We start from the raw sequence: 22,402 nt of genomic DNA on the forward strand, positions 1-22,402 counted from the left end.
TTCTGATTAAAACATAGGCGACAGTATATTACAATATATCCCTTTAGACTGCATAATAGAACTGTTGATTCATCATAAATGGTCAAAAATATAGACCATTCGACTAAAATCTTGCATTATTCGAGGAAAAGTGTTTTCACATACAATATATAGACATACGGTATCTCACCAATCTATATCTTGAATTTTGAAATTTTCACACCTGATCACTAGTACAGAAGAAAGCAGTCAAAAACTATTTTAAAAAAGAGGGTAATAACATATGTATGATGTCATCGTAATTGGTGGTGGATCGGCGGGCCTGATGGCTTGTGTTGCAGCTGCCGAGCATGGAGCTTCTGTCATTTTGCTGGATAAAGGAGATCAACTGGGTCGTAAACTCGGCATCTCTGGCGGAGGTCGTTGCAATGTAACGAATGCCAAGGAAACGGATGAACTCATCCGGCATATTCCGGGTAATGGACGCTTTTTATATAGTTCGTTTCAAAATTTGGACAATCAGGGGATTATGCGTTTCTTCGAGAATCTCGGAATCGCTCTGAAAGAAGAAGATAACGGGAGAATGTTTCCTGTCACCGATAAAGCGAAAACCGTCGTTGATGCGCTGGTAGGCAAAATTGTCTCCCTCGGCGTCGAGATTCGCACCAAAGAACCGGTCAAGGAACTCATTCAGAACGGTCAGCAAGTACAAGGTGTGAAATTGATCTCAGGTAAAACCATTCTTGGACGCTCAGTCATTATCGCTACCGGCGGCAAATCCGTTCCCCAAACCGGATCAACCGGAGATGGTTATCCCTGGGCTGAAGCGGCTGGTCACACCATTACGGAGTTATATCCAACCGAAGTGCCCATTGTATCCGGGGAGAGTTGGATTCAATCCAAAGAACTACAAGGTTTGTCGTTGAGGGACATCGCTTTATCAGTAGTAGATGCCAAAGGCAAACCGGTTATCTCACACCGCGGAGATATGATTTTCACGCATTTTGGTGTATCGGGACCGGTTGCCCTGCGATGCAGCCAGTTTATCCGCAAGGTGCAGATGAAAACTGGAAACCCGCAGGTCATTATGAGTATTGATCTGTTCCCGGAGCTGTCAGCAGGTACACTTGAGGCCCAGGTTCAGCAGGTATTAGAAGAAGAGTCGCGCAAAGCTGTCAAAAACATCTTGAAAACATGGGTTCCTGAACGTATGATTCCATTAATGATGAAGCGCGCAGAGATCAGTGATGACCTCACGTTTCACCATTTCCCCAAAGGCATGTTAAGCCATTTAGTTGGCCTCATGAAGGCTTTTACCTTCCGTGCAGATGGAACCAGATCGCTCAAAGAAGCCTTTGTAACTGGTGGAGGAATCCACTTAAAGGAGATATACCCAAAAACAATGGAATCCAAGCTGCTGCCCGGACTATTCTTTTGTGGTGAAGTTCTCGACATTCACGGCTACACCGGAGGGTATAATATTACCGCTGCATTCTCCACGGGATATACGGCTGGCAAGCATGCGGCTGAATATAGACATGCTACATCATAAGGTGAATCACACCATGTGTGCCATGGGATGAATCATTCCACGTCAAAACCCCGATATCCACAATCTGTGGAGTATCGGGGTTTTTGGGTAGTCATTTTAGATAAAGTGGCTCGAACTGCTCTCTTATCTGGTTGTACCTCTAGGCTTTGACACTGCCTGAGAATCCATCTGCCGAATCATCGTATGCCGGGTCATCGCTGTAATTGTGTCCGCTTTGCTCTGGTTGGCCCAGCCGCTTTCCGTTCAAATAACCTTCATTCCAGTCCTCGTTCACGATATGAGCCGGAATCGATATATTCTGAAACTGATCGAGTTCTTCGGTTTGAGATGCAAATACTGCACTGCCTCCATGAGACTGCACAATCTCCACGGCGGACTGAGGGTCCTGCCGATCTGTAGGGATGTACAATTCGAGTGGCGCAGATTGATATGGTTGATACCCCAATTCCTCCAAGGTTGCCCTTGCGGCGTTCAATGCTGAACTGTCTGAGAAATGCACCTGTAGTTCACTATTGTCCATCATCATCTCTTCCTCCTTGCTACAGCTAATCTCTCTCTCATCCTACGTGGATGAGATTCTTCTTCTATAGCATGGTCAGTTATAGCGCACGATATGCTCTAGCTTCGAAAGGAATTCCTCTAGGCACGGGTCAATCGAACCCATCCTGCAATAGATAACACGCAAAGTCCGAAGGCCACCGCACCTGCAGCTGTCAGAAACCCGACAAACCAGCCAAGCCAGGCCACTCCCAGCGTGAATCCCATAAGAATACCCAGCGGGATGAACAACATGCGTACCATGATTGCACCTGCACGATGCAGCGCTTCCGAGTCATAGGTTATAAGCTGAACATAGTCCGACGTTGCAAAAACATCCCAGGAGCGATAGAACATCACCGTCAACATGATGATTAATAACGCACACACGATGACATTAACCGGAAAAGGAGGTAATGCGACTGCTGCGATGGACAGCCCTCCAAGCTGTAAATACAATTTCATCGTGGCGGAGTCCCGGAAAAATGCCTTGAACGCGGTCTCTGCTGTCCGGTTCGCGATGGAACGATTGCGTAACAGTTTACGCGGCTTGCGGAAGATCATGGTCCGTGTCCGTGGGGCTCTCGGTTTGCTCACTGCCCGGCTCAACATCAATGCTGTCAGCTTCAGCCTGCTCCGCAAATCCTCTCGTACATCCCCTTCAAACGTTCCCTTCATCAACAGCCTCATCTGTCCGACTGAAATTAAAAGCAGTGTAGCAACCACAATGTCCAATAGGATTTTCCATGTCTGTTCAACCATCCATGATGTCGCATTGATGGTCATAAAGCCTATGGCAATCATAAGAGGAATCAGCCGAATCCAGCGCCGCCATCCTGTATATCGAACCATTGTCATATGTATGGCTATGGCCTGGAATGAGGACACGATCCCGAACCAAACGGCCATAAGTACAATCTGGAGGTTCGACATTTCATAGACACGGGACCAAAGGGGGGCAGTTAGTGCGGTAATCAAGATCATTTTGCCCAGATGTTGCAGACAGGCCCGGTAGAGTCCTTGCTTCATTAGTGTACGCATCCACAACGGTCTTGATTTCAGAAACAATACATCCGCTTCCTCCACAAATATCAACACACCGCCAGTGAGCATAACGATATCGATCAGCCCGGTCAGTACAGGTAACGGTAATCCAGTTGCCCATGCAGGTAATGTTTTGGTCCACAGACTCGTGTAGTACCCAATCAGATAGAGCACACCCGGAACAAGCAGGTATACCCATACGGTCCAATCCACTACGAGTTTGAGATTCTTCAACTGTTCCCTGAAATGCTCTTGGCGTCTTCTCTTGTATAAACGATATGGTGTATAACGCTTGGAGGTTTCCACGTAGTCTCCCTCCTCCTCTCTATTTATGATGTCAGTGTATCGAAACAGTCAAACAAAGAGGCTTCTGGTAATCCTGCTGTTTCCCGAATCTGATCCAATGTTCCTTCAGCAGCAGATCGGCCGGCGGCAATCAGAATAAACCGGTCACAGATTCGTTCAGCAGTATCCAGCACATGGGTAGACATGAGCACTCCCGCACCGCGGCGACGTTCATCATCAAGTAATTTCAGAAAGTCCTTGGTTGCGCGGGGGTCCAGTCCGATGAACGGCTCGTCCACAATATAGACATCCGGGGAAGACAGAAACCCGATCATCAGCATCATTTTCTGGCGCATTCCCTTCGAGAAACTGGCAGGCAGATCATTTCGAACGTGGTCCATACCAAAACGAACCAATAGTTCCTCTGCTCGGGCGACAAAGACAGCTTCCTCCATTTCATAGGCCGCTGCGGCCAGATCCAGATGTTCCCACAGGGTCATATATTCGTAGAAAACAGGCTGTTCCGGAATATAGGCATAGCGACCATCTCCCCCAATCGTCACTTCATAGTTGGCATGTTCAAGTAGACCGAGCAGTGTTTTGATTGTTGTACTTTTGCCCGCACCATTCGGTCCGATAATTCCCACCAACTCTCCTCTCGCCACATTCATTCGAATGTTACGTATCGTCGATTGTCCTGGCTCGTATCCTGCCTCTGTAATATGTACATCCAATATAGACTCTTGTACTTCCGTGCTTTTATATTCCGTTCCCATATCATTCACTCCTGTTCTGATCAGGTGTTTATTTCATTCTTTATGTTTTATTGTAATCGAGTTGCGGGCAGCATGTTTGATCAATTTGAGCATTTTTGAATTACAAATTATGTTATAATGTTATTACATACGAACATTATTACATACTTACGTATTACTTTCACAAGTTGGATCATACTATAGGAGGAATATACCATGAATGGTGGGGCTCAGATGAAAGAGGAGCATTCCAAAAGAAAAATTCTTTCGCGCAAAATAGGCAAAATGGGAAACAGCTTGGGCATTAGCTTGCCCAAGGTTTTGATTGATAAGCTCCATGTCTCTCAGGGCGATGAGATTGAATTTATTGAAAACAGTCAGGGAGAAATTGTACTAAAAAAAGTTAAACAAATGAAAATACCCGAAAATGTAAGACCCGAAGTACTGGAAGCTTTCTTCGACGTTTTCGAAGAAGATGAGGATATCCTCAATGATTTAAGGGATCGTTAAGATGACCATATTCCTTTCCATTGAAGAAGTAGTAGCCGCTCACCATTTTATGATGAAGAAGATGAATGATACAGCACAAGCTGGGGTTAAGGATTCTGCTTTGTTGGATTCTGCGATAAAAAGACCTCTCCAAAGTTTGTTTGGAGAGGATGCCTATCCTTCCATATTTGATAAAGCTACTGCCTTATTAGAGTCATTGGTTAAAAATCACTGTTTCTATAACGGAAATAAACGTACAGCTTATCTTGTAACCAAGTCCTTTCTGCGAGTGAATGGCTACCATCTGCAGATGGAACGTAAATATGCCGTAGAATTTATGGTCAACATTGCCGAAGGCGAGTATACATTTGAAAAGATAGTACGCTTATTAGAAGAACATTCAGAAGAACGCTAGCTCATATGTCTTATAAATGCAAAAAAGAAGCAGGGGTTCCGGAGCCCCTGCTTCTTCATATTACAATGAAAATCTCATATTACCGATTTGTCTCCACCACAGATGTAGTTTCGCTCTCTGCATCTGCATTTACGTTCAGACCCAGATCCAAGCTTCCACGACTTTCGTTCGTGAAGTTGCTGCTTTCGCTAAGATTGCGGTCAGTCACGCTATTCTTGCGTTCAGTTTGAGCCATTGTTGTACTCTCGCCTTCCGCTTTCGCGTTCAGACCCAGATCCAAGCTTCCACGACTTTCGTTCGTGAAGTTGCTGCTCTCGTTTCGATTGCGGTCAGTCACGCTGTTGTTGCGTTCGGATTGAGTCATTGTTGCACTCTCGCCTTCCGCTTTCGCGTTCAGACCGAGGCCGAGCGCTCCTCGGCTTTCACTCGTGTAGCTGCTGTCCACGTTTCGATTATCGCCGCCTCGTGAATAGTCGCTCATCGTTGTACCTTCTCCCGACACATTAGCATTGAGGCCAAGGCCCAGCTTGCCAGAACTGCTCTGCTGAGCAGAATAGCCGGAAGAACGATCATTGTAACGGTTCGTATTCTCAGAGGATAAGCCGGCATTTAGTCCAAGATCCAGATTCAATGCTCCGGTTGCACTGGATGAACCTCCGTAGCTGCCATTGTTACCGTAACCTGCGTCACGATGTCCTGACAGAAGAGATCCAAGCTCCAGACGCAAACCTGCATTCAGATCCAGATTCCCACTGCTGTTATTGCTATAGCTATCTGCATAAGTTGCTTGCGAAGCCCCAAGCAATCCAGCTACCAACGTACCCGACAATACCGACAATTTGACCCAACGATTCACTTTTTTCATGATTATATACACTCCTTCTCCATTTTGGTTGAATTAACGCCATTGTTGTTGAGAGAAAGAGGTATATTGCGGCGGCCGCCCTGGCGGTGCCTGTGACCATTGACTGAAACCATCCAACCTTTCCATCCGGAAAGCAAAACCATAATCCGGCTTAACCAGACCTGTTACTGCTCCTGAAAGTGCAGCGGCTGGAGCGGTTGCTCCACCTCCAGTTACACCGGATGAACCGGAACTTGTCCCTGCGGAAGCATTAGCTGCTCCGGGAGAAGTTGCTGCAACAGACCAACTATTTGGTCTTTCTGTGCGATGCTGTAATGGAGATGCTGCGTCAACATCATCTTTTTTCAGTTTGGCATCCTGGTTACTCTGCACTTGTTCAGTGACAGATGGTTCAGCAGATGGCTGATCTACGAGGAATAGCTCGTTATCTGGCAATCCTGCATTATCATTGGTATCTGGAGTCAGATCGGTTCCTTCCACAGGCAATGCCTGCGGCACAACAGGTTGTTCTGGACGTACTACTGCGTCCTGTCCTTCCTCGTTGTTCTGCGATGATACAGGATCTGCAGATTCGTCCTTAGCCGGAGTTTCAACATTCGGTGTTTGGACGACTGTTGGGTGTTCCGGCGTAACGACAGGCCGTTCCGGCTTCACACTTGGAATCTTCACCGTTTCTTTAGCAGGATTGAGTTCAGCGGATACGTCTACAACTGGAACCTCTGCTTTCACAGAAGGCAGCTCGACATTCCCCTTACTCAGATCCACACGGGATGAAGAGATGTTGACCGAAGTAACTTCAGGCACATCCACCTTCAGGGAAGGCAATTCAACCTTTCCTTGCCGAAGGTCTGTTTTCACAGCAGACGTCTCTGCCTTGATGACCTCGGGCACCTCTGCGGTAACGCCAGGCAAGGAAGCCGTTCCTTCGTTCAGGTTCACCTGACTGCTCGATACATTGGCTCGAATCACCGGTGTATTCGCCTTGATAGACGGCAGTTCGACGGTTCCCTTCTTCGCATCAATACCAATCTCTGAGGTTCCGGCCGATCCAAGCGGTGTATCTACCTTCAGCTCAGATACACTCAGCTTACCTGTGGATTCATTTGCTTTGATCGACGGAACTTCAACATCCAGTAATGGTATAGATACCGACGGAGTCAGGTTCAACCCGCCATCCGAATCACGTGAGAACAAATTCAGTGACAAACCGCTGGACGGTTTATCAGAAGATACCTGAGCATCATCCGCATATGCATGCGACGATCCATACCCCAGCATCAGTGTCCCGGCGAGTATCGCCAGTGGGATACTTCCAAGACGCACAATTGATTTTGGTAACTTTACATTCAAGTTGCTTCACCCCCTTTCCGCTAATGCGTTGGTGGGACAAGGCATATGAGTTTTCCCCTAAGAATAATTTGAATACAGGGGTTTCTGCCTGTTCCTCATTACACGTGAAGGCGTTTACTCAAACGCTTTTTCGTTAAATACTTAAAATTTTAAAAAATTTAAAATTCTCACTTCAGCAATTTCCACCTAGCCAGGACCGGTTTAATTTTTGTCCCCAGCCACCATCGTCTTGGCTGCAATTGTGCCTTTCAGTTCGGCCTTTCTTCCCCTGCGTTTCATCAAATAAATCATTCCAAGCAGCGTCATTAATAGGCCTGAAAAGACAAAGGCCGGGACTACACCGAATGAGGTGACCACGAATCCCCCTACCACCGGACCCATAATATTACTGGCTGTCATGACGCTGCCTACCGTTCCAAATACCCTGCCTGTCATCGCCTCAGGTGTCTGTTCCTGCAACAGGATCTGGAAGGGTACAACTGCGAACCCTATTCCGATCCCCGCTAAGCCAAACAAAGAAATAAGCAGCAAGTACGCACCGAGCCCGGCAGACGGCCAGACCACAACAATGATTCCAGCTGCACCAATAACCAGACCCATGAGCGTGGTGCCCAGACCCATTTTCACAATATGCCCTGCATTCTTCCACTTTCGCACACTCAGCGCTGCAATTAATGTACCTACTCCACTGGCCGCAACGCACCACCCCAACAGATCACTTGAAATTCCGGGAAGCTGTCTGAATAGAACCACAGTCTGTGAATCGGCAAATTGCAGAAATAATATCGCGGAAGCAAGCAAGATCAGAGACGTTCCAACATGAGGAAGTGAAGCGAGCATGCGAATGCCCTCCAGCGTTTCTGCCCAAAAAGAATTTTTTGGACGGGAGCCAATGTCCCCAGATAACTTTCCCTCTACTTCTGTTACGTTAAGATTCGCGGATTGGATCACCCGATGTCCAGGAATCCACAATAAAATGATGCCAGAGATCAGAAAAGACGCAGAGTCCAGTACAAAGCACCAGGTGATACCAAAAGCGGCTACTAGCAGCCCGCCAAGAGCAGGTCCGATAATTTTGGACATCTGTTCAATCACCGAGCTTATGGATACAGCTTGTGCAAGCTGCTCATGAGGTACGATTTCCTTCAGCTTTCCGTTCTTGGCAGGAGAGAACATTACATCGAACAGGGATTTGAGGATAAGTAATACATAGATATGCCAGATCTGGTCGGCAAAAATCAACGCACCCACGATGACGATTCGTGCGCCATCCGAAGCGATCATCAGCCATTTACGGTTCACCCGATCCGCGAGCGCACCTGCGAATGGCCCTGTTAGCAGCATGGGAAGTGCCGCGGACAACATGACAAATGTGATCTCCCATGGCGTGGCATTCCAGCGGATTCCTACGAGTGTCAGGATTGCCAGCAGATGCAGCCAATCCCCCAAGTTCGAGATGGCTTGGGACACCATCAATGTTACAAAAGAACGGTTATGTTTCAGTGGTCGCTGTACCTCAAACGTTAAATCACTTGTCATCCTGCTTCTCCTCCATTGTTCCCGTATTCATGATATGAAACTAATTATAGAGAGCGGGCTCTGCCTCAACCTCCTGCTGGAGGCGGAGAAGAAGTGGCACCTTGAGGATGATTTTCATCTATGTATATCTCCTGTAATTCATCGTTTGACATGGTAATTCTGATTTGTTTGTCACTGTAGATTAATGATCAAATTTTAAATGCTAAAAATGCAGATCTTGTGACATATCGCATGTTTTTCATGAAAATAGAAGTTTACAATATATACATGGCGACAACCTGAATCGTCAAACGTCACACCATTCATCCGATATAAGTTGAATGTATCGTTTACTCGTTACCCTTCAGCGAAAGGTGTTCTGTCATCATGAATGATGAAGTGTAACCTCATCATTTCAACTTATATAAATAATCTAAAAAGGCGGGATCAGCATGCTGGAATTACAAGAAATTGGAACGGAACGTTCACTTCATCTGTACCGCACCTTGGCCCAGACATTCAAGAGCGTGAATGAACACGCTGTATCCGGAAGCAAAGTGCATGGCTTCAACCCCACTGCATACGGGGTGCTCGAAGTGTTATATATGAAAGGAGCACAGCCGATTCAACAAGTTGGTGCACAGCTTCTGCTGCAAAGCGGAAATGTGACCTATGTGATTGATAAGCTGGAGCAAAAAGGACTGTTGCACCGTAAGCATTGTCCGCAGGATAGACGCATTATATTTGTGGAATTGACCGAAGAGGGTCAGCGCACCATGGATGATATCTACCCCGGTTATGCGGTTAAGATCGACCGCGCAGTCAGTGGATTAAGCGAAGAGGACAAGGAACTGCTGTCCGAACTATTGGGAAAGCTTGCACACGGTGCGGACCGTTTATCCGCAAGCAGCTAAGCCATTACATGCGTACACACAGAAAAAACCGGATTTGCCTGACATCAGGCGAGTCCGGTTTTTCGTATAGCTGAACCCCCTGTTACTTTGAGCCTTGTGGCTGCGGAGGAGCATCTGCATCTTCGGGAACGATCAAACGCTTGCGTAAGGCAAGTGTCGTTACCCACGAGACCAGTGCAATGACAAACATAATGACGAACAGGGAATGCAAGCTTCCTTCCAGCACGCTTCGCAGCAGCGACCATTTGTCATCCGATAGAGCAGCATCCGTATGTGGGGCAAGCAGTTCATTCAGATCATTCTCCGAAATTCCGGCATCCGCCAGATTTTGCTCACTCGATAACGTGGAGATCCGATAGTTCAACCAGGTACCAAAAGCCGCTGCACCAATTGTCTGTCCCAATGTACGCATGAACGTATGCAGTGCTGTAGAGGAACCACGCTCCTTATATCCTACTGAGGACTGCGCAATAATGGTGAAGATCGTAAACGCGAATCCAAAGCCGAGTCCGTAGATAAAGGTCAATATGAATAACACAGCCTGCGGGGATGTCCCGCCCACCAGAAAGAGTCCACCCGATCCGATCGCAATTCCGGTTAATCCAATTAATGCCGTCATGCGCGATCCAATTTTCATCAACAGGCGGCCTGCCAGCACACTGCCGATGAGCCAGCCCACCGACATCGGCGCGAGCAACAGCCCGGATTCCGTCGCATTGCCTCCCCGAACTCCCTGCACCCAGAGCGGTAAATAACTCGTCAGACCGATCATCAGGGTACTAGTCAACAGTCCGGCGATATTCGCCACACGGATGTCCTGAATTCGGAACAGATGGAGTGGAACCATTGGGGCCTGGGCTCTTTTTTCCACCACAAAAAACAATATGATAAACAGCACGGCAACTACGCTCAGTCCTATAATTAACGGAGAACTCCAGGCATAATACTGCCCACCCGCCGACAGAACAAAGAGTAATGCGGTAATACCTACCGTGAAGGTCAGTGCACCGACATAGTCAATTTTGGCCGTACGCGGAGAGATATCTTCCTTCAAATAACGGAATACAAACCACATCGCGAGCAGACCAAATGGCACATTAAAACCAAAGATCCACTGCCAGCCCAGATTGTCTACAAAATACCCACCAAGCAGCGGTCCAGCCAGAGAGGAAATGCCCCACACCGAGCTGATCCAGCCCTGAATTTTGCCACGTTCTTCAATGGCGTAGATGTCCCCAATAATCGTAAATGTAACAGGAACTACCGCACCCGCACCGATACCTTGGATGGCACGATACATAATTAATTGCTCCATATTCTGCGAAAGACAGCATAGGAGTGAACCCAGTAAAAATAAGGCACAGCCGATCAGGAAGACGGGCTTTCGTCCATACAAGTCACTAACTTTGCCGAAAATAGGTGTACTCACCGCCATCGTCAGCAGATATGCAGTGAAGATCCAGCTAAGCAGCTGCACACTCCCCAGTTCACTAACAATCGTTGGTCCCGCCGGACCAATCACGGTTCCTTCAATGGCGGACAGAAATGTCGCGAGCAACAACCCCGCCAAGATGAAACTGCGCTTCGAACCTCCGGTTGCATTCACACAAACCCTTCTCTCTTCGTTCTCTATATAATTGGTACCTTAATTTACTCCTCTACTACGAACCAGAACAAGCTTCCAATCGCCGTTATCCCCAGATTTTTTTCTTCTCTTTAAAGGAGAAATCCGGTGATAGCGTATGCTTCCGATGTAGCTTTCTTTCAGAAAGCTTTAAATACGAACGCTTCGCTTCTCCAGCTTTGTTCTGTTTCTTCGTTTAAGTGTAAAGTTAAAAACAATTATATATTGTCTCTTTTATTTACCTTTCTTGCGCAGAAACTCATCATACAACAGGGAATACATCACCATGTCCTTATATCCGGTAGACGTATGCTGTACCTGCCGCAGCAGACCTTCACGGGTGAAGCCGCGGTTCGTCAGGAACTCACCTGAAGCCATATTGCGCGGATCAACCAGCGCTTCAATTCGATTGAGCCCCATCGTCTCATACCCGAAGGGCAACAATGCCGAGAAAGCCTCCGTCATATAGCCGTGGCGCCAGTAGTCCCGTCCCAGCTCATAACCAATCTCACCACGGAATGCGCCTTCAAGTTGCCATGTGTTAAACCCACAGCTGCCAATGAGCTTCCCCGTCTCCTTGAGTTCAATCCCCCAACGAATGGCGTCCTCTTCCCCTGCCATATGATTGAGCAAACCAATCATGTCCCCAGCCTCGCTTGTCCCAATCATGGGCGCAAGATTCATATAACGGGTGACCTCGCGGTCCGACCAGCATGCGAACATCTGGGCCGCATCCCGGCGACGCATTTTGCGCAAACGAAGTCGTGTTGTCTCCATTTCGGGAATTCTCCCTTTACATTTATACATATCATGACACTCCGATCCGATCTATCTCTGCAGACCATAAGATTCACTAGTCATCTAACCATAACCTGCACCGATTGGCAACAGTTCACTCATTATGATGATATCAAAAAAACCGGGTCGCTTCCGCTCCCGGCCTTGATGTACTTATGAATTTATTCGGATCATATTCAGCGATATGCCTGCCCGAATGACGATTAGGCTGTTCATGCTGTTGAAGCTTTCTTGCCAGTTGCGAGTAATTCCTCGCTGACCCGACCGAATACAGCGGTAATTTCCTTGAATTCCTCAATGCCTGTCCCCGTCAGGCTCCACTTATCTCCGTGGGCAGTCAGGAAGTTCTCTTGCGTCAGGTGTTCAAGTTCTTGCTTAATCTCACGCTCTCCAACACGATATCCCCGTTCTTCCAATAGGGGCAGCGCGTCGCTTACGGTCAAATCCTGATTCTGGGCAAAATATAGAAGATGAATTCGTACAAAAAGATTCTGTACCTCTGCATGCATAAGCCAAGCTCCTTCCCGGGTTCTAGCCCTCCGTGGTTGCTAAGTAATTACCCCATGCATGAAGCCGAGAAACAGGAGGATTATTCATGCCTTCCCTTCTCTTTCCGAAATCCTCCGCTTGACTAACCGCATTCTCTACACTATCTTGAAAATAAGTACCATTTTTGCTCGGGAGGGTGATTTAACATGTTTCAAGCTGTTTCCTATGAAGGAACACGAAGTGAGCAGCACACCGCCGTCCTGGGACAGTTAAGTGCTCTGATCCGCGATGAACCCAGTGCAATCGCCAATCTGGCGAACGCTGCTGCGCTGCTCAATGTATTTCTGACCGACACCAATTGGGTCGGCTTCTATCTGTATGATGGAAAAGAACTGGTCCTCGGTCCATTCCAGGGACTGCCCGCCTGCATCCGAATTCCACTAGGACGTGGCGTATGCGGCACATCTGCTGCGGAGAAACGTACCTTGGTCGTTGACGATGTACATGCCTTCCCAGGCCACATTGCCTGTGATGCAGCATCCAAAAGCGAGATCGTCGTACCGATTATCAAAGACGGCGAATTGTACGGGGTGCTGGATATCGACAGCCCGCTCAAGAATCGTTTTGACGATGAAGACCGTATCTTCCTGGAGAAAGCAGTAAGCCTGCTCACAGAGCAGTTATAAGCAACCATACGCTTTCAGGAAATATTGAATAAGGTGATTGGCTCTCATCGTACTGTTGATGAAGAACCCATAATAGCAAAGAGCGCATTCCTCTGAGAGGACTGCGCTCTTTGCTATCCATTATGGTTCACACCCATGTTCTTGCTCGCCCATGTTACTTTATGCATCTACATTAAATCCTGTTCCGCTTTGATCATCATTCCGTCTCGCAGGAATTCAGCGAGTCTCGGGTGGTAACCATCGTACATCTGGCGGAAATTCCGATGCTCGACATACAAGTTGGCCAAATCCCGATAAATTTCGGGAGTGGGTGTGTAATACCCTTTGATCCATTGAAGATGCCTGCCAATAATCTGCTGCACCTCGGGACTGCCAGGTTCCAGTCGATCCTCAATGGCCTGCTGCAAGTCCAGATGAATCCGGTCAATCTTCGCCTGAGAATCCAGAAAGTCCTCCTTGGACTTCAACTCATGATCTTCTATCTCCGTTGTCATGAAAGGCTCCGCTTCGTCGAAATTCTTCTTCTTTAAGCTTGAAGACTCCGGCAAAAGCTGTTGATGTCTTTTGTTCACAAAACCGATGTACAGCTCATGTTCATCCAGTTCCTGATCTCCTTGCAGATGTGAGATTGTTTTGTCCAGCGTCTGGATCAAACCATGTAGACGGAGTGTCTTCTCCAGAATCTCAATACGATGCTGCTGCATGATGCGAATGACATCCTGAGGGTTATCCCGGAGCATGGACCCAATCTCTTCCTCTTCCATACCTACTTCCCTACAGAAGAGAATTTGCTGGAGTCTCAGCAACTCCTGCTTTTCATAATACATATCCTTATCCAGATCCCCAAAGGCCGGATTCAAAAGACCCGTCTCCGCGTACTGGCTCAGTTCGTTCAGACTCACACCGGACATTCCGGATACGTCAACCATGGAATATGCCATTTGAATACACCTCCTGCCTGGCCTGTAACTCCTGGGTTCAGGCTTATTTCATACTGCATTATATTTGAATAGTGAGAGATTATAAGACTTTCGGCAATGCTGTACCGCTTCATTCACTCGCGTTCTGGATGGGTACATCATGCTTCGGTGATATGAACAGCGTCTGTCAGTTGAATTGCGGTATGTTAAATATTTATACCCGTCTCATCAGATGTGAACCCCTGGTAAGAGAAGAATCGCTATGTATTTTTCAAACTATTTTCTATGACTTACATATGAAAAATCCTGTACCATTATCTTGGCACAGGATGATGTTGTTATGTTTTCATTTGCATACGGAATATCGAACATAAGATGGGAAGAGTCTCACCCTTTGTTAAACATGACAAACTTCAGTTCCGTCATTTCCTCTACCGCATATTTCACACCTTCACGTCCGATACCACTCTGTTTCACCCCACCATAAGGCATGTGATCGACTCTGAATGTGGGGATATCGTTAATCATGACTCCGCCTGCTTCGATATGATCGACGGCATGGAGAGCGGTATGAATATCATTTGTGAATACGCCCGCCTGAAGCCCATAGATGGAATCGTTGACATGCTCAATGCCCTCTTCAACCGAGTCTATCGTGTTAATCACGACAATGGGTGCAAACACTTCCTGACAGGATACCTTGGCATCACGTGGCACGTTAACCAGCACCGTTGGACGCAGAACGCCTCCTTCAGCTTGACCACCCGCTACCACTTCGGCTCCGGCCTGTTTCGCCTCTTCGATCCAGTCGAGCGTACGCTGTACATCCTTGGAGGTAATAAGCGCAGAGACCACCGTATTTGAATCGAGTGGATCTCCGACCACGACTTGTTCTGCCGCTTCCGCGAAACGACGGATGAATTCATCCGAAATCGTATGGTGCACATATATGCGCTGTAGCGAGATACATACCTGACCCTGATACGTGAACGCTCCTGTCACACAGCGAGGAATCACTTTGTCCAGATTCGCATCCTGATCCACAATGACTGCTGCATTCGATCCAAGCTCCAACGTCACCCGTTTCAGTCCAGCTTTGCTGCGAATGCTCGTCCCCACCGCTGGGCTGCCTGTAAACGTAATGTGAGCAACACGAGGATGCTCCACAAGCACATCACCAATCGTTTTCCCTTCACCACTCACCACATTCAAGACACCATCCGGCAACCCGGCTTCCTTGAACAGATTAGCAATATAATAAGAGGACAGCGGTGTCTGCTCCGCAGGTTTGAGCACGATGGTATTGCCTGCTGCTATCGCTGGACCCACCTTGTGCGCCACCAGATTCATTGGAAAATTAAACGGCGTAATCGCACCGATCACACCCAAAGGTTGCCGCATCGTATACCCGACCCGTCCTTCTCCGCCTTTGGCTGCATCCATTGGTACCGTCTCTCCCGTTAACCGCTTGGCTTCTTCGGCGGCAAAACGATACGTTTCCACGGTGCGATCAACCTCCGCCAGCGCTGCAGTAATCGGCTTCGCCGCTTCAAGCGCAATGATTCGCGCCGCTTCTTGCTTCCGTTCTTCCAGCATGGAGGACAACTTGTACAGAATATCTGCACGCTGATGTGCAGGCATCTGACGCATCTCCTTGCCAGCCTGAACCGCAGCCGTAATGGCAGCCTCCGCTTCCTCTGCGGAGGCTGAAGAGACTTCCGCCAACGTTTCTCCAGAGTACGGCGCCTGAAGTGTTGTATAGTTCACTGATTCGGTCGGTTTGCCACCGATAAACAGATGTTGTTTTTTCATATGCTGCATCCTCCATTCTATTCGAGCCTGTTGAATTAAAGAATATTTAGTTCAACTTATATAATCTATTTATACACTATTTCGGCACTATCAACCCAGCAATGGATTAAGGAGTGTCATCATCAGAGGTAGTTAAACAGGGTGTCATAGCGGCTTATATTACGCAGGCTAAATTCATCCACCGTTTTACTTAACCGTCATGACGGGGCATTCTGCATGTTTTAACACGCCATGGCTGACACTGCCCACGATCATTTCTGCCAGCATGCTTTTCCCACCCCTGCCCATCACGATCAGTCCACAATCCCGCTCAAGCACCACACGGCAGATCTCATTCACAGGATCACCCGCAATCAGCAGCGTCTCATATGCAACGTTCCTTCCAGCCAACTGTCTGGTCACCGGTTCGATGATATGTCGCCCTTCTTCAGCAATCCGCTCTTCCAGATCAATACCCAGTGCAGGTTCATTCATTGAAATGGCAGGATTGACATGCATAATAATCAGACTTGCGGGTTGTTTCATACTTTCAGCCAAATTCAGAGCTTCCTCCAGCGCTTTATGCGCATGATCCGAACCATCCACAGCAACCAATATTCGTTTCAGCATTGCAATTCCTCCTGTGAATTAATGTTGTGTAATCGCAGCATCGATATCCCATAGATGATGGCGACGTACGAGCAGTACCACGACACCAATAAGAACCATGAATGCGCCAAAATAAAACGGAGTCTCCGGCAGGAACCATTCGGACAATTTACCTGCAAGCCATGGGGCAAGTGCCCCACCAAGGAATCGGACAAAGCTATATGCAGCCGAAGCCACGGAGCGCTCCACAGGTGCAGCTTCCATAACCGCGGTTGTAATCAACGTGTTGTTAATCCCAAGGAAGATCCCTGCTACAATGACTGCCACAATAACCGTAGTTGGTGAACCCATTACAGTACCTATCGCCATAACAACCAGATCAATCGCGAACAATGTAAGCATGACACTCATGGATGGTACTGATCCGAATCGGCGTTGCAATCTTGGAGCGACAAATACCGACGTAATCGCCAGCATCAATCCCCAGCCAAAGAATACATAACCCAACCCGTGCTCATCCAGATTCATCACATATGGTGAATAAGCCATCAAGGTAAAGAAACCAAAGTTATACAGAAAGGCGGTAATCGCCAATGTTTTTAGTGAAGGATAACTTAATGCTTTGAACGGATCGGACAACGAACTGCGTGTTTTCGGTTTGGCCATTTTGGGCAGCATAAATGTAATACTGATAAAGGCAATTGCCATAAGGACAGCCACCCCATAGAACGGGCCACGCCAGGAAATAGAACCCAGCTCACCACCAAGGAGCGGACCCACTGCAATCCCGAGACCCAGCGCCGCTTCGTACAAAATAATCGCCTTGGCTGTCCCTGACGTGGACAATCCCACAATGGCAGATAGAGCCGTTGCGATGAACAGGGCATTCCCCAATCCCCAACCGCCGCGATAACCAACCAGTGCACCTACCGTGTCTGAGGTACCGCCAAGGAAAGAGAAGATAATGATCAACAATATGCCGCTGAGTAGCGTCCATTTCACACCAATCCGGCTGGATACCACACCTGTAATCAGCATCGCTACCCCGGTTACAGCGTTATAACTGGTAAATAGCAGTGACACTTGGCTTTTCGAAGCATGCAACTGATCTGCGATCGCCGGCAGAATCGGGTCTACCAGACCCAGACCCATAAAGGATATGATACATGCAAAGGCGACCGCCCACACCGCTCGCGGTTGAGACAGCAAGCCCCCACGTGATGACCGTAATTCGTCCGGTAATGATGGCTCTCTGTTCATACGTAATTCCTCCTGTGAATGATTTATGTGGTTAAACTTTTCATTTGAAAATGACCGTGAAAGAGATGAAAACATAATATTTATTTTCATAAGTAGAGGTAAAAAAACGGCACAAATGACACCGGAACCTCCGGTGTTTGTACAGGATCGCCACATGTACTCTGGTACTCACTTCATATAGCGATTATTTGTATACAGTTTTGTTTTTTAAACATTAGATGCTAATACGGTTACCCGTCTTCATCACTCTGCGGATCATGTGCCTGTAACTTCTGAATACCACTTCGGACGCGTTCACGCAGCTCTTCAAGTTCGGTCTGTACGGCATGTATGCTCTGAAGTTTCTGTTCGATCAGTTGCAGCTGACCAGCCAGCGTGGTTTCCATCCTGGTGAGCTTCTCGATCCGCTCTCTCACTTCAGTTGTCTGCTGGTAGTCAAAACGTTGTTCGTTCAGTGCATCTGCCGTTGCCACATAGGTATGTAGCTCCTGAAGGGAGAATCCAAGTACCTCTTTGGCGCGAACCACCTTTTTCAGATAATCTATATCCTCCCGAGTGTACAACCGCGTCCCGCCATCTGTCCGCTGAGGTGAAGGCATAACACCAATCTCTTCATAATACCGAATGGTTCGCTTGGTCAAACCGCATTCCTTGGCTACGTCATCAATTTTATATAAATTCATTTCCTTCACCTCTTTTTATATGTCTTTATTATTATGTACATAATTATATATAATGTTAACGTTAACGTCAACGTAAGATTTAATTCCGGATCATATATGATGCCCAAGCACGAAATCTTTAATCGAATTTGTATGGACTATTATAGATTAGATTGAATTGGCCAACAAAAAAAGACCCGCTTTCGCGAATCTCTTTCTTGGATATATACTTGTCCTATTATTTCTTACACGCTTTCTTCCTGTTGTTCCTGTTGCTGGATACGCTGCATTTGCTTCAAACGGCCCTCGACTCTGGTGAACAGTCTGAACGTATAGAAACCTGTAGCAACCAAACTTAGAACCAATGCTCGTACATCGGTAAGCCAGAAACCGATTATGCCGAATATCGTAATAATCACACCAAACTGCATCATCAGATTGGCACTATACCGTTGCGCTTCGTCCCATAGCTCGGGATTACTCATTGCGCGTGGGGTCCGATACCCATATATCCCGTTAATCATCTTCGGCGGTTTTTTGAACACCATTAACCCCAAAATGAAATAGCACACCCCGCATATGATTCCAACAACTGCTCCTGCCAAAATATTCTCCCCTTCTCTATTGCTTCCCTATACCATACATAGGAAGCCCTACAAATATAAAAACGGCTCTACGTATATACGAAGAGCCGTACTTTACGTTTCGGAAACTTAAACGTTCTTCACGCGGAGTACCCGCATTGCGTTCAGGACAGCCAGGACGGTGACACCAACATCGGAAAATACCGCTTCCCACATCGTGGCGATGCCAAACACACCCAGTAACAGGAAGATCGCCTTAACACCCAGGGCAAACCCGATATTCTGCCACACGATCATCCGAGTCCGCTTCGCAATGCGGATCGCGCTCGCAAGTCTCGAAGGTTCATCCGTCATGATGACCACGTCTGCCGCTTCAATCGCCGCATCCGAGCCAAGTCCTCCCATGGCTACGCCCACATCGGCCCGTGCCAGTACAGGGGTATCGTTGATGCCATCTCCGACAAACACCATTTTCTCCTTTGGAGATTTGGCAGCTTCCAGCTGCTCCAGCCGTTCGACTTTGTCCTGTGGCAACAATTCAGCATAGACCTCATCAATACCCAGCTCTCGGCCTACCGCTTCACCTACAGACTTGGCATCACCTGTCAGCATGACTGTTTTGCGGATACCAAGCTTCTTCAGTTCCTGAATCGCAGCTGCTGCATCGTCTTTCACCTCATCGGCAATGATGAGATGACCAACATATATGCCTGCTTCGGCAACATGTACTACCGTTCCTACGGTGTCTGGTGTGGTGTAGGAAATGTCTGCCTGTTCCATTAACTTGGCGTTTCCTGCCAGCACTTCACGGCCATCCACGCTCACTCTGATCCCATGTCCGGCCACTTCATCATAGCCATCCACACCTTGCACAGGAATATCCTTCGCCCAGGCTGCACGAATGGATTCGGCAATCGGGTGATTCGAGTTTGCTTCGGCAATCGCTGCAATTTTCATCAGTTCTTCTTCCGTGCGTCCACCTTCGGGGCGAATAGCTGTTACTTTAAATACACCTTTTGTTAGTGTACCCGTTTTATCGAAAACAACCACTTTCACATCATTCAATGCTTCCAGGTAGTTGCTGCCTTTGATGAGAATTCCGTTACGTGAGGCCGCTCCAATACCGCCAAAGAAACCAAGTGGAATGGAGACCACCAGCGCACAAGGACAAGAGATAACCAGGAAGACCAAGGCACGATAGATCCAGTCAGCAAATGTTGCACCACTAAGCACCAAAGGTGGGACCAATGCAATCAAGGCAGCAAGAATAACAACAACCGGTGTGTAATAACGGGCGAATTTGCTGATAAAATGCTCTGTTTTCGCCTTCCTGCTACTCGCGTTCTGCACCAGATCCAGAATTTTGGATACCGTTGATTCACCAAATGTTTTGGTCACTTCAATGGTCAACATGCCGTTTTTGTTCACAAAACCGCTCAGTACATCACTTCCAGGCTCCAGCTCACGAGGAACCGATTCCCCTGTCAGCGCAGAAGTATCTACCATGGAACGCCCAGCTCTAACGATCCCGTCCAGCGGGACTCGCTCACCCGCTTTTACTACAATGTGATTGCCAATTCGTACTTCTTCCGGGGAAACACGTTTGGTCTCGTCACCCGAACCCGTCAGGATATTCGCATAGTCCGGCCGAATATCCATCAGGGATTGAATCGACTTGCGAGACCGATTAACCGCCATACCCTGGAATAGCTCACCGAGCTGATAGAAGAGCATGACCGCGACCCCTTCGGGATACTCACCAATGGCAAAAGCACCCAAGGTAGCCACCGACATCAGAAAGTATTCGTCAAACACCTGGCCCCGAATTATATTTTTGGACGCCTGAAGTACAATATCTCCCCCTGCGATGAGGTAAGCAAGCACATAGAGCGCAAACTGAGCCCAACCTTCCAACGGAGACCAGATGGCCGCTGCGAGCAGCACAGATCCGGCAGCAAGGCGAGCAAGCAGTATTTTGGTCTGCCCTGCACCATGTTCATGTGAATGGCCTGCATGGGCATCATGATCATGGATATGGCCATGTTCATGTCCAGCATGATCATGGATATGGCCATGTTCATGTCCAGCATGATCTCCGTGATCATGTGTGTGACCTTGTTCGTGGCCCTGATGACTACGCTGACCTGATTGGTCATCAGCGTGAGCGTGTGTTTCAAGTGAATGTCCGTGATCATGTCCCGCGTGGTCATGAGCGTGATCATGCTTACCGGCTGCACTCCCTGTATGGGTGTGAGCATTGCCGTTCACATGTTTTCCTTTTTCCGAAATACGAATATGTGGCTCCAGCCGAAGCACTTTGCGCTTGGCTTCCTCGACCACCTGCTCATTCATATCGGAAGTCGTATGCATCGATAAGGTTTTGGTAACAAAATTAACGGAGCATTCGTTCATGCCCTTAATTTTCTTAACACTGTTCTCGATCTTCAATGCACAATTTGCGCAATCCAGTCCATCTAGCAGCAGTTCCCTTTTCACCTGTTCCTGTCCGGTTCCCATGTGAATTCTCCCCTTTGCAGTACATCAACATCGTTGTATTCCGATTTTCATTTCTTATTAAAAGTTACATTCAATATATGAGCAATCATTCATATGTTTGGTTACCCCTATTATATGCACGCCTAAACATGCGTGTCAACAATTGTTGTTGATTTTTTATACAGATTATGCTAATAGTAATCATTTCGCTTTAGGCGTTTTTTGGATATAATAAGTGTACAGTTGTTAACATAGGCGGTGATAAGAAATGGAACAACCGGTTAAAGCACCAGGCGAATGTGATGCGGCCTGCTCAGGTACTGAAGCCGATGTGCAGACGATTCGCACTTCACTCATAGATCGGGAGACCTCTTCCGAGATGGCGGATTGGTTTAAAGCATTCAGTGACCCAACACGTCTACGTATTATTGATGCGCTGTTACAGAAGGAATTATGTGTTCATGACCTCACGGTTCTGCTCGAAATGGGACAGTCGGCCATTTCACACCAGCTGCGTTCCCTACGCAACATGCGGATCGTCAAGCGGCGCAAAGAAGGCAAGACGGTGTATTACTCTCTGGATGATGCTCATATTGAGCAGATCTTTTTGCAAACGCTCCAGCATATCAAGCATAGCTAGGCAATAGCTTAGCATGTCCATGAAAAGAACCCCGCCTCTCGGCTATAAGCCGATGGACGGAGGTTCTTTTTGGTGAGGGTACCGTTTTGTACAAAATACTAAGTGACTATTCCTTCTGATTACCAATCAATTGGAGCTTA

The 22,402-nt window shown here is 47.6% G+C and carries 22 protein-coding genes; 6 read left to right on the plus strand and 16 right to left on the minus strand.

Features of this window, described 5'->3' with window-relative positions:
- Positions 1-262: 262 nt before the first annotated feature.
- Positions 263-1,531 carry a BaiN/RdsA family NAD(P)/FAD-dependent oxidoreductase gene (locus C0Q44_RS02095; protein WP_105405847.1) on the plus strand — a complete coding sequence of 423 codons (1,269 nt, stop codon included), beginning with the start codon at positions 263-265 and terminating at the stop codon, positions 1,529-1,531.
- Positions 1,532-1,670: 139 nt separating this feature from the next.
- Here C0Q44_RS02095 and C0Q44_RS02100 read toward each other — a convergent pair whose 3' ends face one another.
- From C0Q44_RS02100 to C0Q44_RS02110, 3 genes are all read right to left on the minus strand, one after another.
- Positions 1,671-2,054 carry a hypothetical protein gene (locus C0Q44_RS02100; protein ID WP_105405848.1) on the minus strand — a complete coding sequence of 128 codons (384 nt, stop codon included), beginning with the start codon at positions 2,052-2,054 and terminating at the stop codon, positions 1,671-1,673.
- A gap of 116 nt (positions 2,055-2,170) precedes the next feature.
- The gene (locus tag C0Q44_RS02105) at positions 2,171-3,418 is read right to left on the minus strand and encodes an ABC transporter permease (protein WP_181150819.1); all 1,248 of its coding nucleotides are present in this window, start codon (positions 3,416-3,418) and stop codon (positions 2,171-2,173) included.
- Between the two features lie 23 nt (positions 3,419-3,441).
- A complete protein-coding gene (locus C0Q44_RS02110) occupies positions 3,442-4,173 on the minus strand; it encodes an ABC transporter ATP-binding protein (protein ID WP_105405850.1) in 732 nt (243 codons plus the stop codon).
- A gap of 195 nt (positions 4,174-4,368) precedes the next feature.
- On the opposite strand from C0Q44_RS02110, the gene C0Q44_RS02115 reads away from it, so the two are divergent.
- A complete protein-coding gene (locus C0Q44_RS02115) occupies positions 4,369-4,662 on the plus strand; it encodes an AbrB/MazE/SpoVT family DNA-binding domain-containing protein (protein ID WP_105405851.1) in 294 nt (97 codons plus the stop codon).
- A gap of 1 nt (position 4,663) precedes the next feature.
- On the plus strand, positions 4,664-5,056 hold the full coding sequence (locus C0Q44_RS02120; RefSeq protein WP_105405852.1) for a type II toxin-antitoxin system death-on-curing family toxin: 393 nt from the start codon (positions 4,664-4,666) through the stop codon (positions 5,054-5,056).
- A gap of 79 nt (positions 5,057-5,135) precedes the next feature.
- On the opposite strand, the gene C0Q44_RS02125 is transcribed toward C0Q44_RS02120, so the two are convergent.
- From C0Q44_RS02125 to C0Q44_RS02135, 3 genes are all read right to left on the minus strand, one after another.
- Positions 5,136-5,921 (minus strand): hypothetical protein, encoded by a 786-nt coding sequence (locus tag C0Q44_RS02125; protein ID WP_105405853.1) that lies wholly within the window; start codon positions 5,919-5,921, stop codon positions 5,136-5,138.
- A gap of 33 nt (positions 5,922-5,954) precedes the next feature.
- On the minus strand, positions 5,955-7,271 hold the full coding sequence (locus C0Q44_RS02130) for a hypothetical protein (protein WP_105405854.1): 1,317 nt from the start codon (positions 7,269-7,271) through the stop codon (positions 5,955-5,957).
- Between the two features lie 201 nt (positions 7,272-7,472).
- Positions 7,473-8,810: an MFS transporter gene (locus C0Q44_RS02135; RefSeq protein WP_105405855.1), complete on the minus strand. Its 1,338-nt coding sequence runs from the start codon at positions 8,808-8,810 to the stop codon at positions 7,473-7,475.
- A gap of 431 nt (positions 8,811-9,241) precedes the next feature.
- Here C0Q44_RS02135 and C0Q44_RS02140 point away from each other — a divergent pair, with 431 nt between their 5' ends.
- Positions 9,242-9,703, plus strand: coding sequence for a MarR family winged helix-turn-helix transcriptional regulator (locus C0Q44_RS02140; protein ID WP_105405856.1), 462 nt, complete (start codon positions 9,242-9,244; stop codon positions 9,701-9,703).
- 82 nt (positions 9,704-9,785) lie between these two features.
- Here the strand turns inward: C0Q44_RS02140 and C0Q44_RS02145 are convergent, their stop codons facing one another.
- The 3 genes from C0Q44_RS02145 to C0Q44_RS02155 form a co-directional block, all read right to left on the minus strand.
- Positions 9,786-11,309, minus strand: coding sequence for an MDR family MFS transporter (locus C0Q44_RS02145; RefSeq protein ID WP_105405857.1), 1,524 nt, complete (start codon positions 11,307-11,309; stop codon positions 9,786-9,788).
- Between the two features lie 252 nt (positions 11,310-11,561).
- The gene (locus tag C0Q44_RS02150; protein ID WP_258166126.1) at positions 11,562-12,104 is read right to left on the minus strand and encodes a GNAT family N-acetyltransferase; all 543 of its coding nucleotides are present in this window, start codon (positions 12,102-12,104) and stop codon (positions 11,562-11,564) included.
- Between the two features lie 233 nt (positions 12,105-12,337).
- Positions 12,338-12,634 (minus strand): hypothetical protein, encoded by a 297-nt coding sequence (locus C0Q44_RS02155; protein ID WP_105405859.1) that lies wholly within the window; start codon positions 12,632-12,634, stop codon positions 12,338-12,340.
- 186 nt (positions 12,635-12,820) lie between these two features.
- On the opposite strand from C0Q44_RS02155, the gene C0Q44_RS02160 reads away from it, so the two are divergent.
- Positions 12,821-13,300, plus strand: coding sequence for a GAF domain-containing protein (locus C0Q44_RS02160; RefSeq protein WP_105405860.1), 480 nt, complete (start codon positions 12,821-12,823; stop codon positions 13,298-13,300).
- A gap of 167 nt (positions 13,301-13,467) precedes the next feature.
- Here C0Q44_RS02160 and C0Q44_RS02165 read toward each other — a convergent pair whose 3' ends face one another.
- The 7 genes from C0Q44_RS02165 to C0Q44_RS02195 form a co-directional block, all read right to left on the minus strand.
- On the minus strand, positions 13,468-14,241 hold the full coding sequence (locus C0Q44_RS02165) for a MerR family transcriptional regulator (protein WP_105405861.1): 774 nt from the start codon (positions 14,239-14,241) through the stop codon (positions 13,468-13,470).
- Between the two features lie 366 nt (positions 14,242-14,607).
- On the minus strand, positions 14,608-16,032 hold the full coding sequence (locus C0Q44_RS02170; RefSeq protein ID WP_105405862.1) for an aldehyde dehydrogenase family protein: 1,425 nt from the start codon (positions 16,030-16,032) through the stop codon (positions 14,608-14,610).
- Between the two features lie 186 nt (positions 16,033-16,218).
- Entirely contained in the window at positions 16,219-16,641 is a 423-nt protein-coding gene (locus C0Q44_RS02175; protein ID WP_105405863.1) for a universal stress protein, read from the minus strand.
- A gap of 18 nt (positions 16,642-16,659) precedes the next feature.
- On the minus strand, positions 16,660-17,880 hold the full coding sequence (locus C0Q44_RS02180; RefSeq protein WP_105405864.1) for an MFS transporter: 1,221 nt from the start codon (positions 17,878-17,880) through the stop codon (positions 16,660-16,662).
- A 230-nt stretch (positions 17,881-18,110) separates the two neighbouring features.
- On the minus strand, positions 18,111-18,563 hold the full coding sequence (locus tag C0Q44_RS02185) for a helix-turn-helix domain-containing protein (RefSeq protein WP_105405865.1): 453 nt from the start codon (positions 18,561-18,563) through the stop codon (positions 18,111-18,113).
- Positions 18,564-18,787: 224 nt separating this feature from the next.
- Positions 18,788-19,147, minus strand: coding sequence for an SdpI family protein (locus tag C0Q44_RS02190; protein ID WP_105405866.1), 360 nt, complete (start codon positions 19,145-19,147; stop codon positions 18,788-18,790).
- Between the two features lie 108 nt (positions 19,148-19,255).
- Entirely contained in the window at positions 19,256-21,643 is a 2,388-nt protein-coding gene (locus C0Q44_RS02195) for a heavy metal translocating P-type ATPase (protein ID WP_105405867.1), read from the minus strand.
- Positions 21,644-21,890: 247 nt separating this feature from the next.
- Here C0Q44_RS02195 and C0Q44_RS02200 point away from each other — a divergent pair, with 247 nt between their 5' ends.
- Complete coding sequence (locus C0Q44_RS02200; RefSeq protein WP_105405868.1) at positions 21,891-22,262, plus strand: ArsR/SmtB family transcription factor; 372 nt, start codon at positions 21,891-21,893, stop codon at positions 22,260-22,262.
- Positions 22,263-22,402 lie beyond the last annotated feature (140 nt).

This window comes from Paenibacillus sp. PCH8, from assembly GCF_002968835.1.
Classification (GTDB): domain Bacteria; phylum Bacillota; class Bacilli; order Paenibacillales; family Paenibacillaceae; genus Paenibacillus.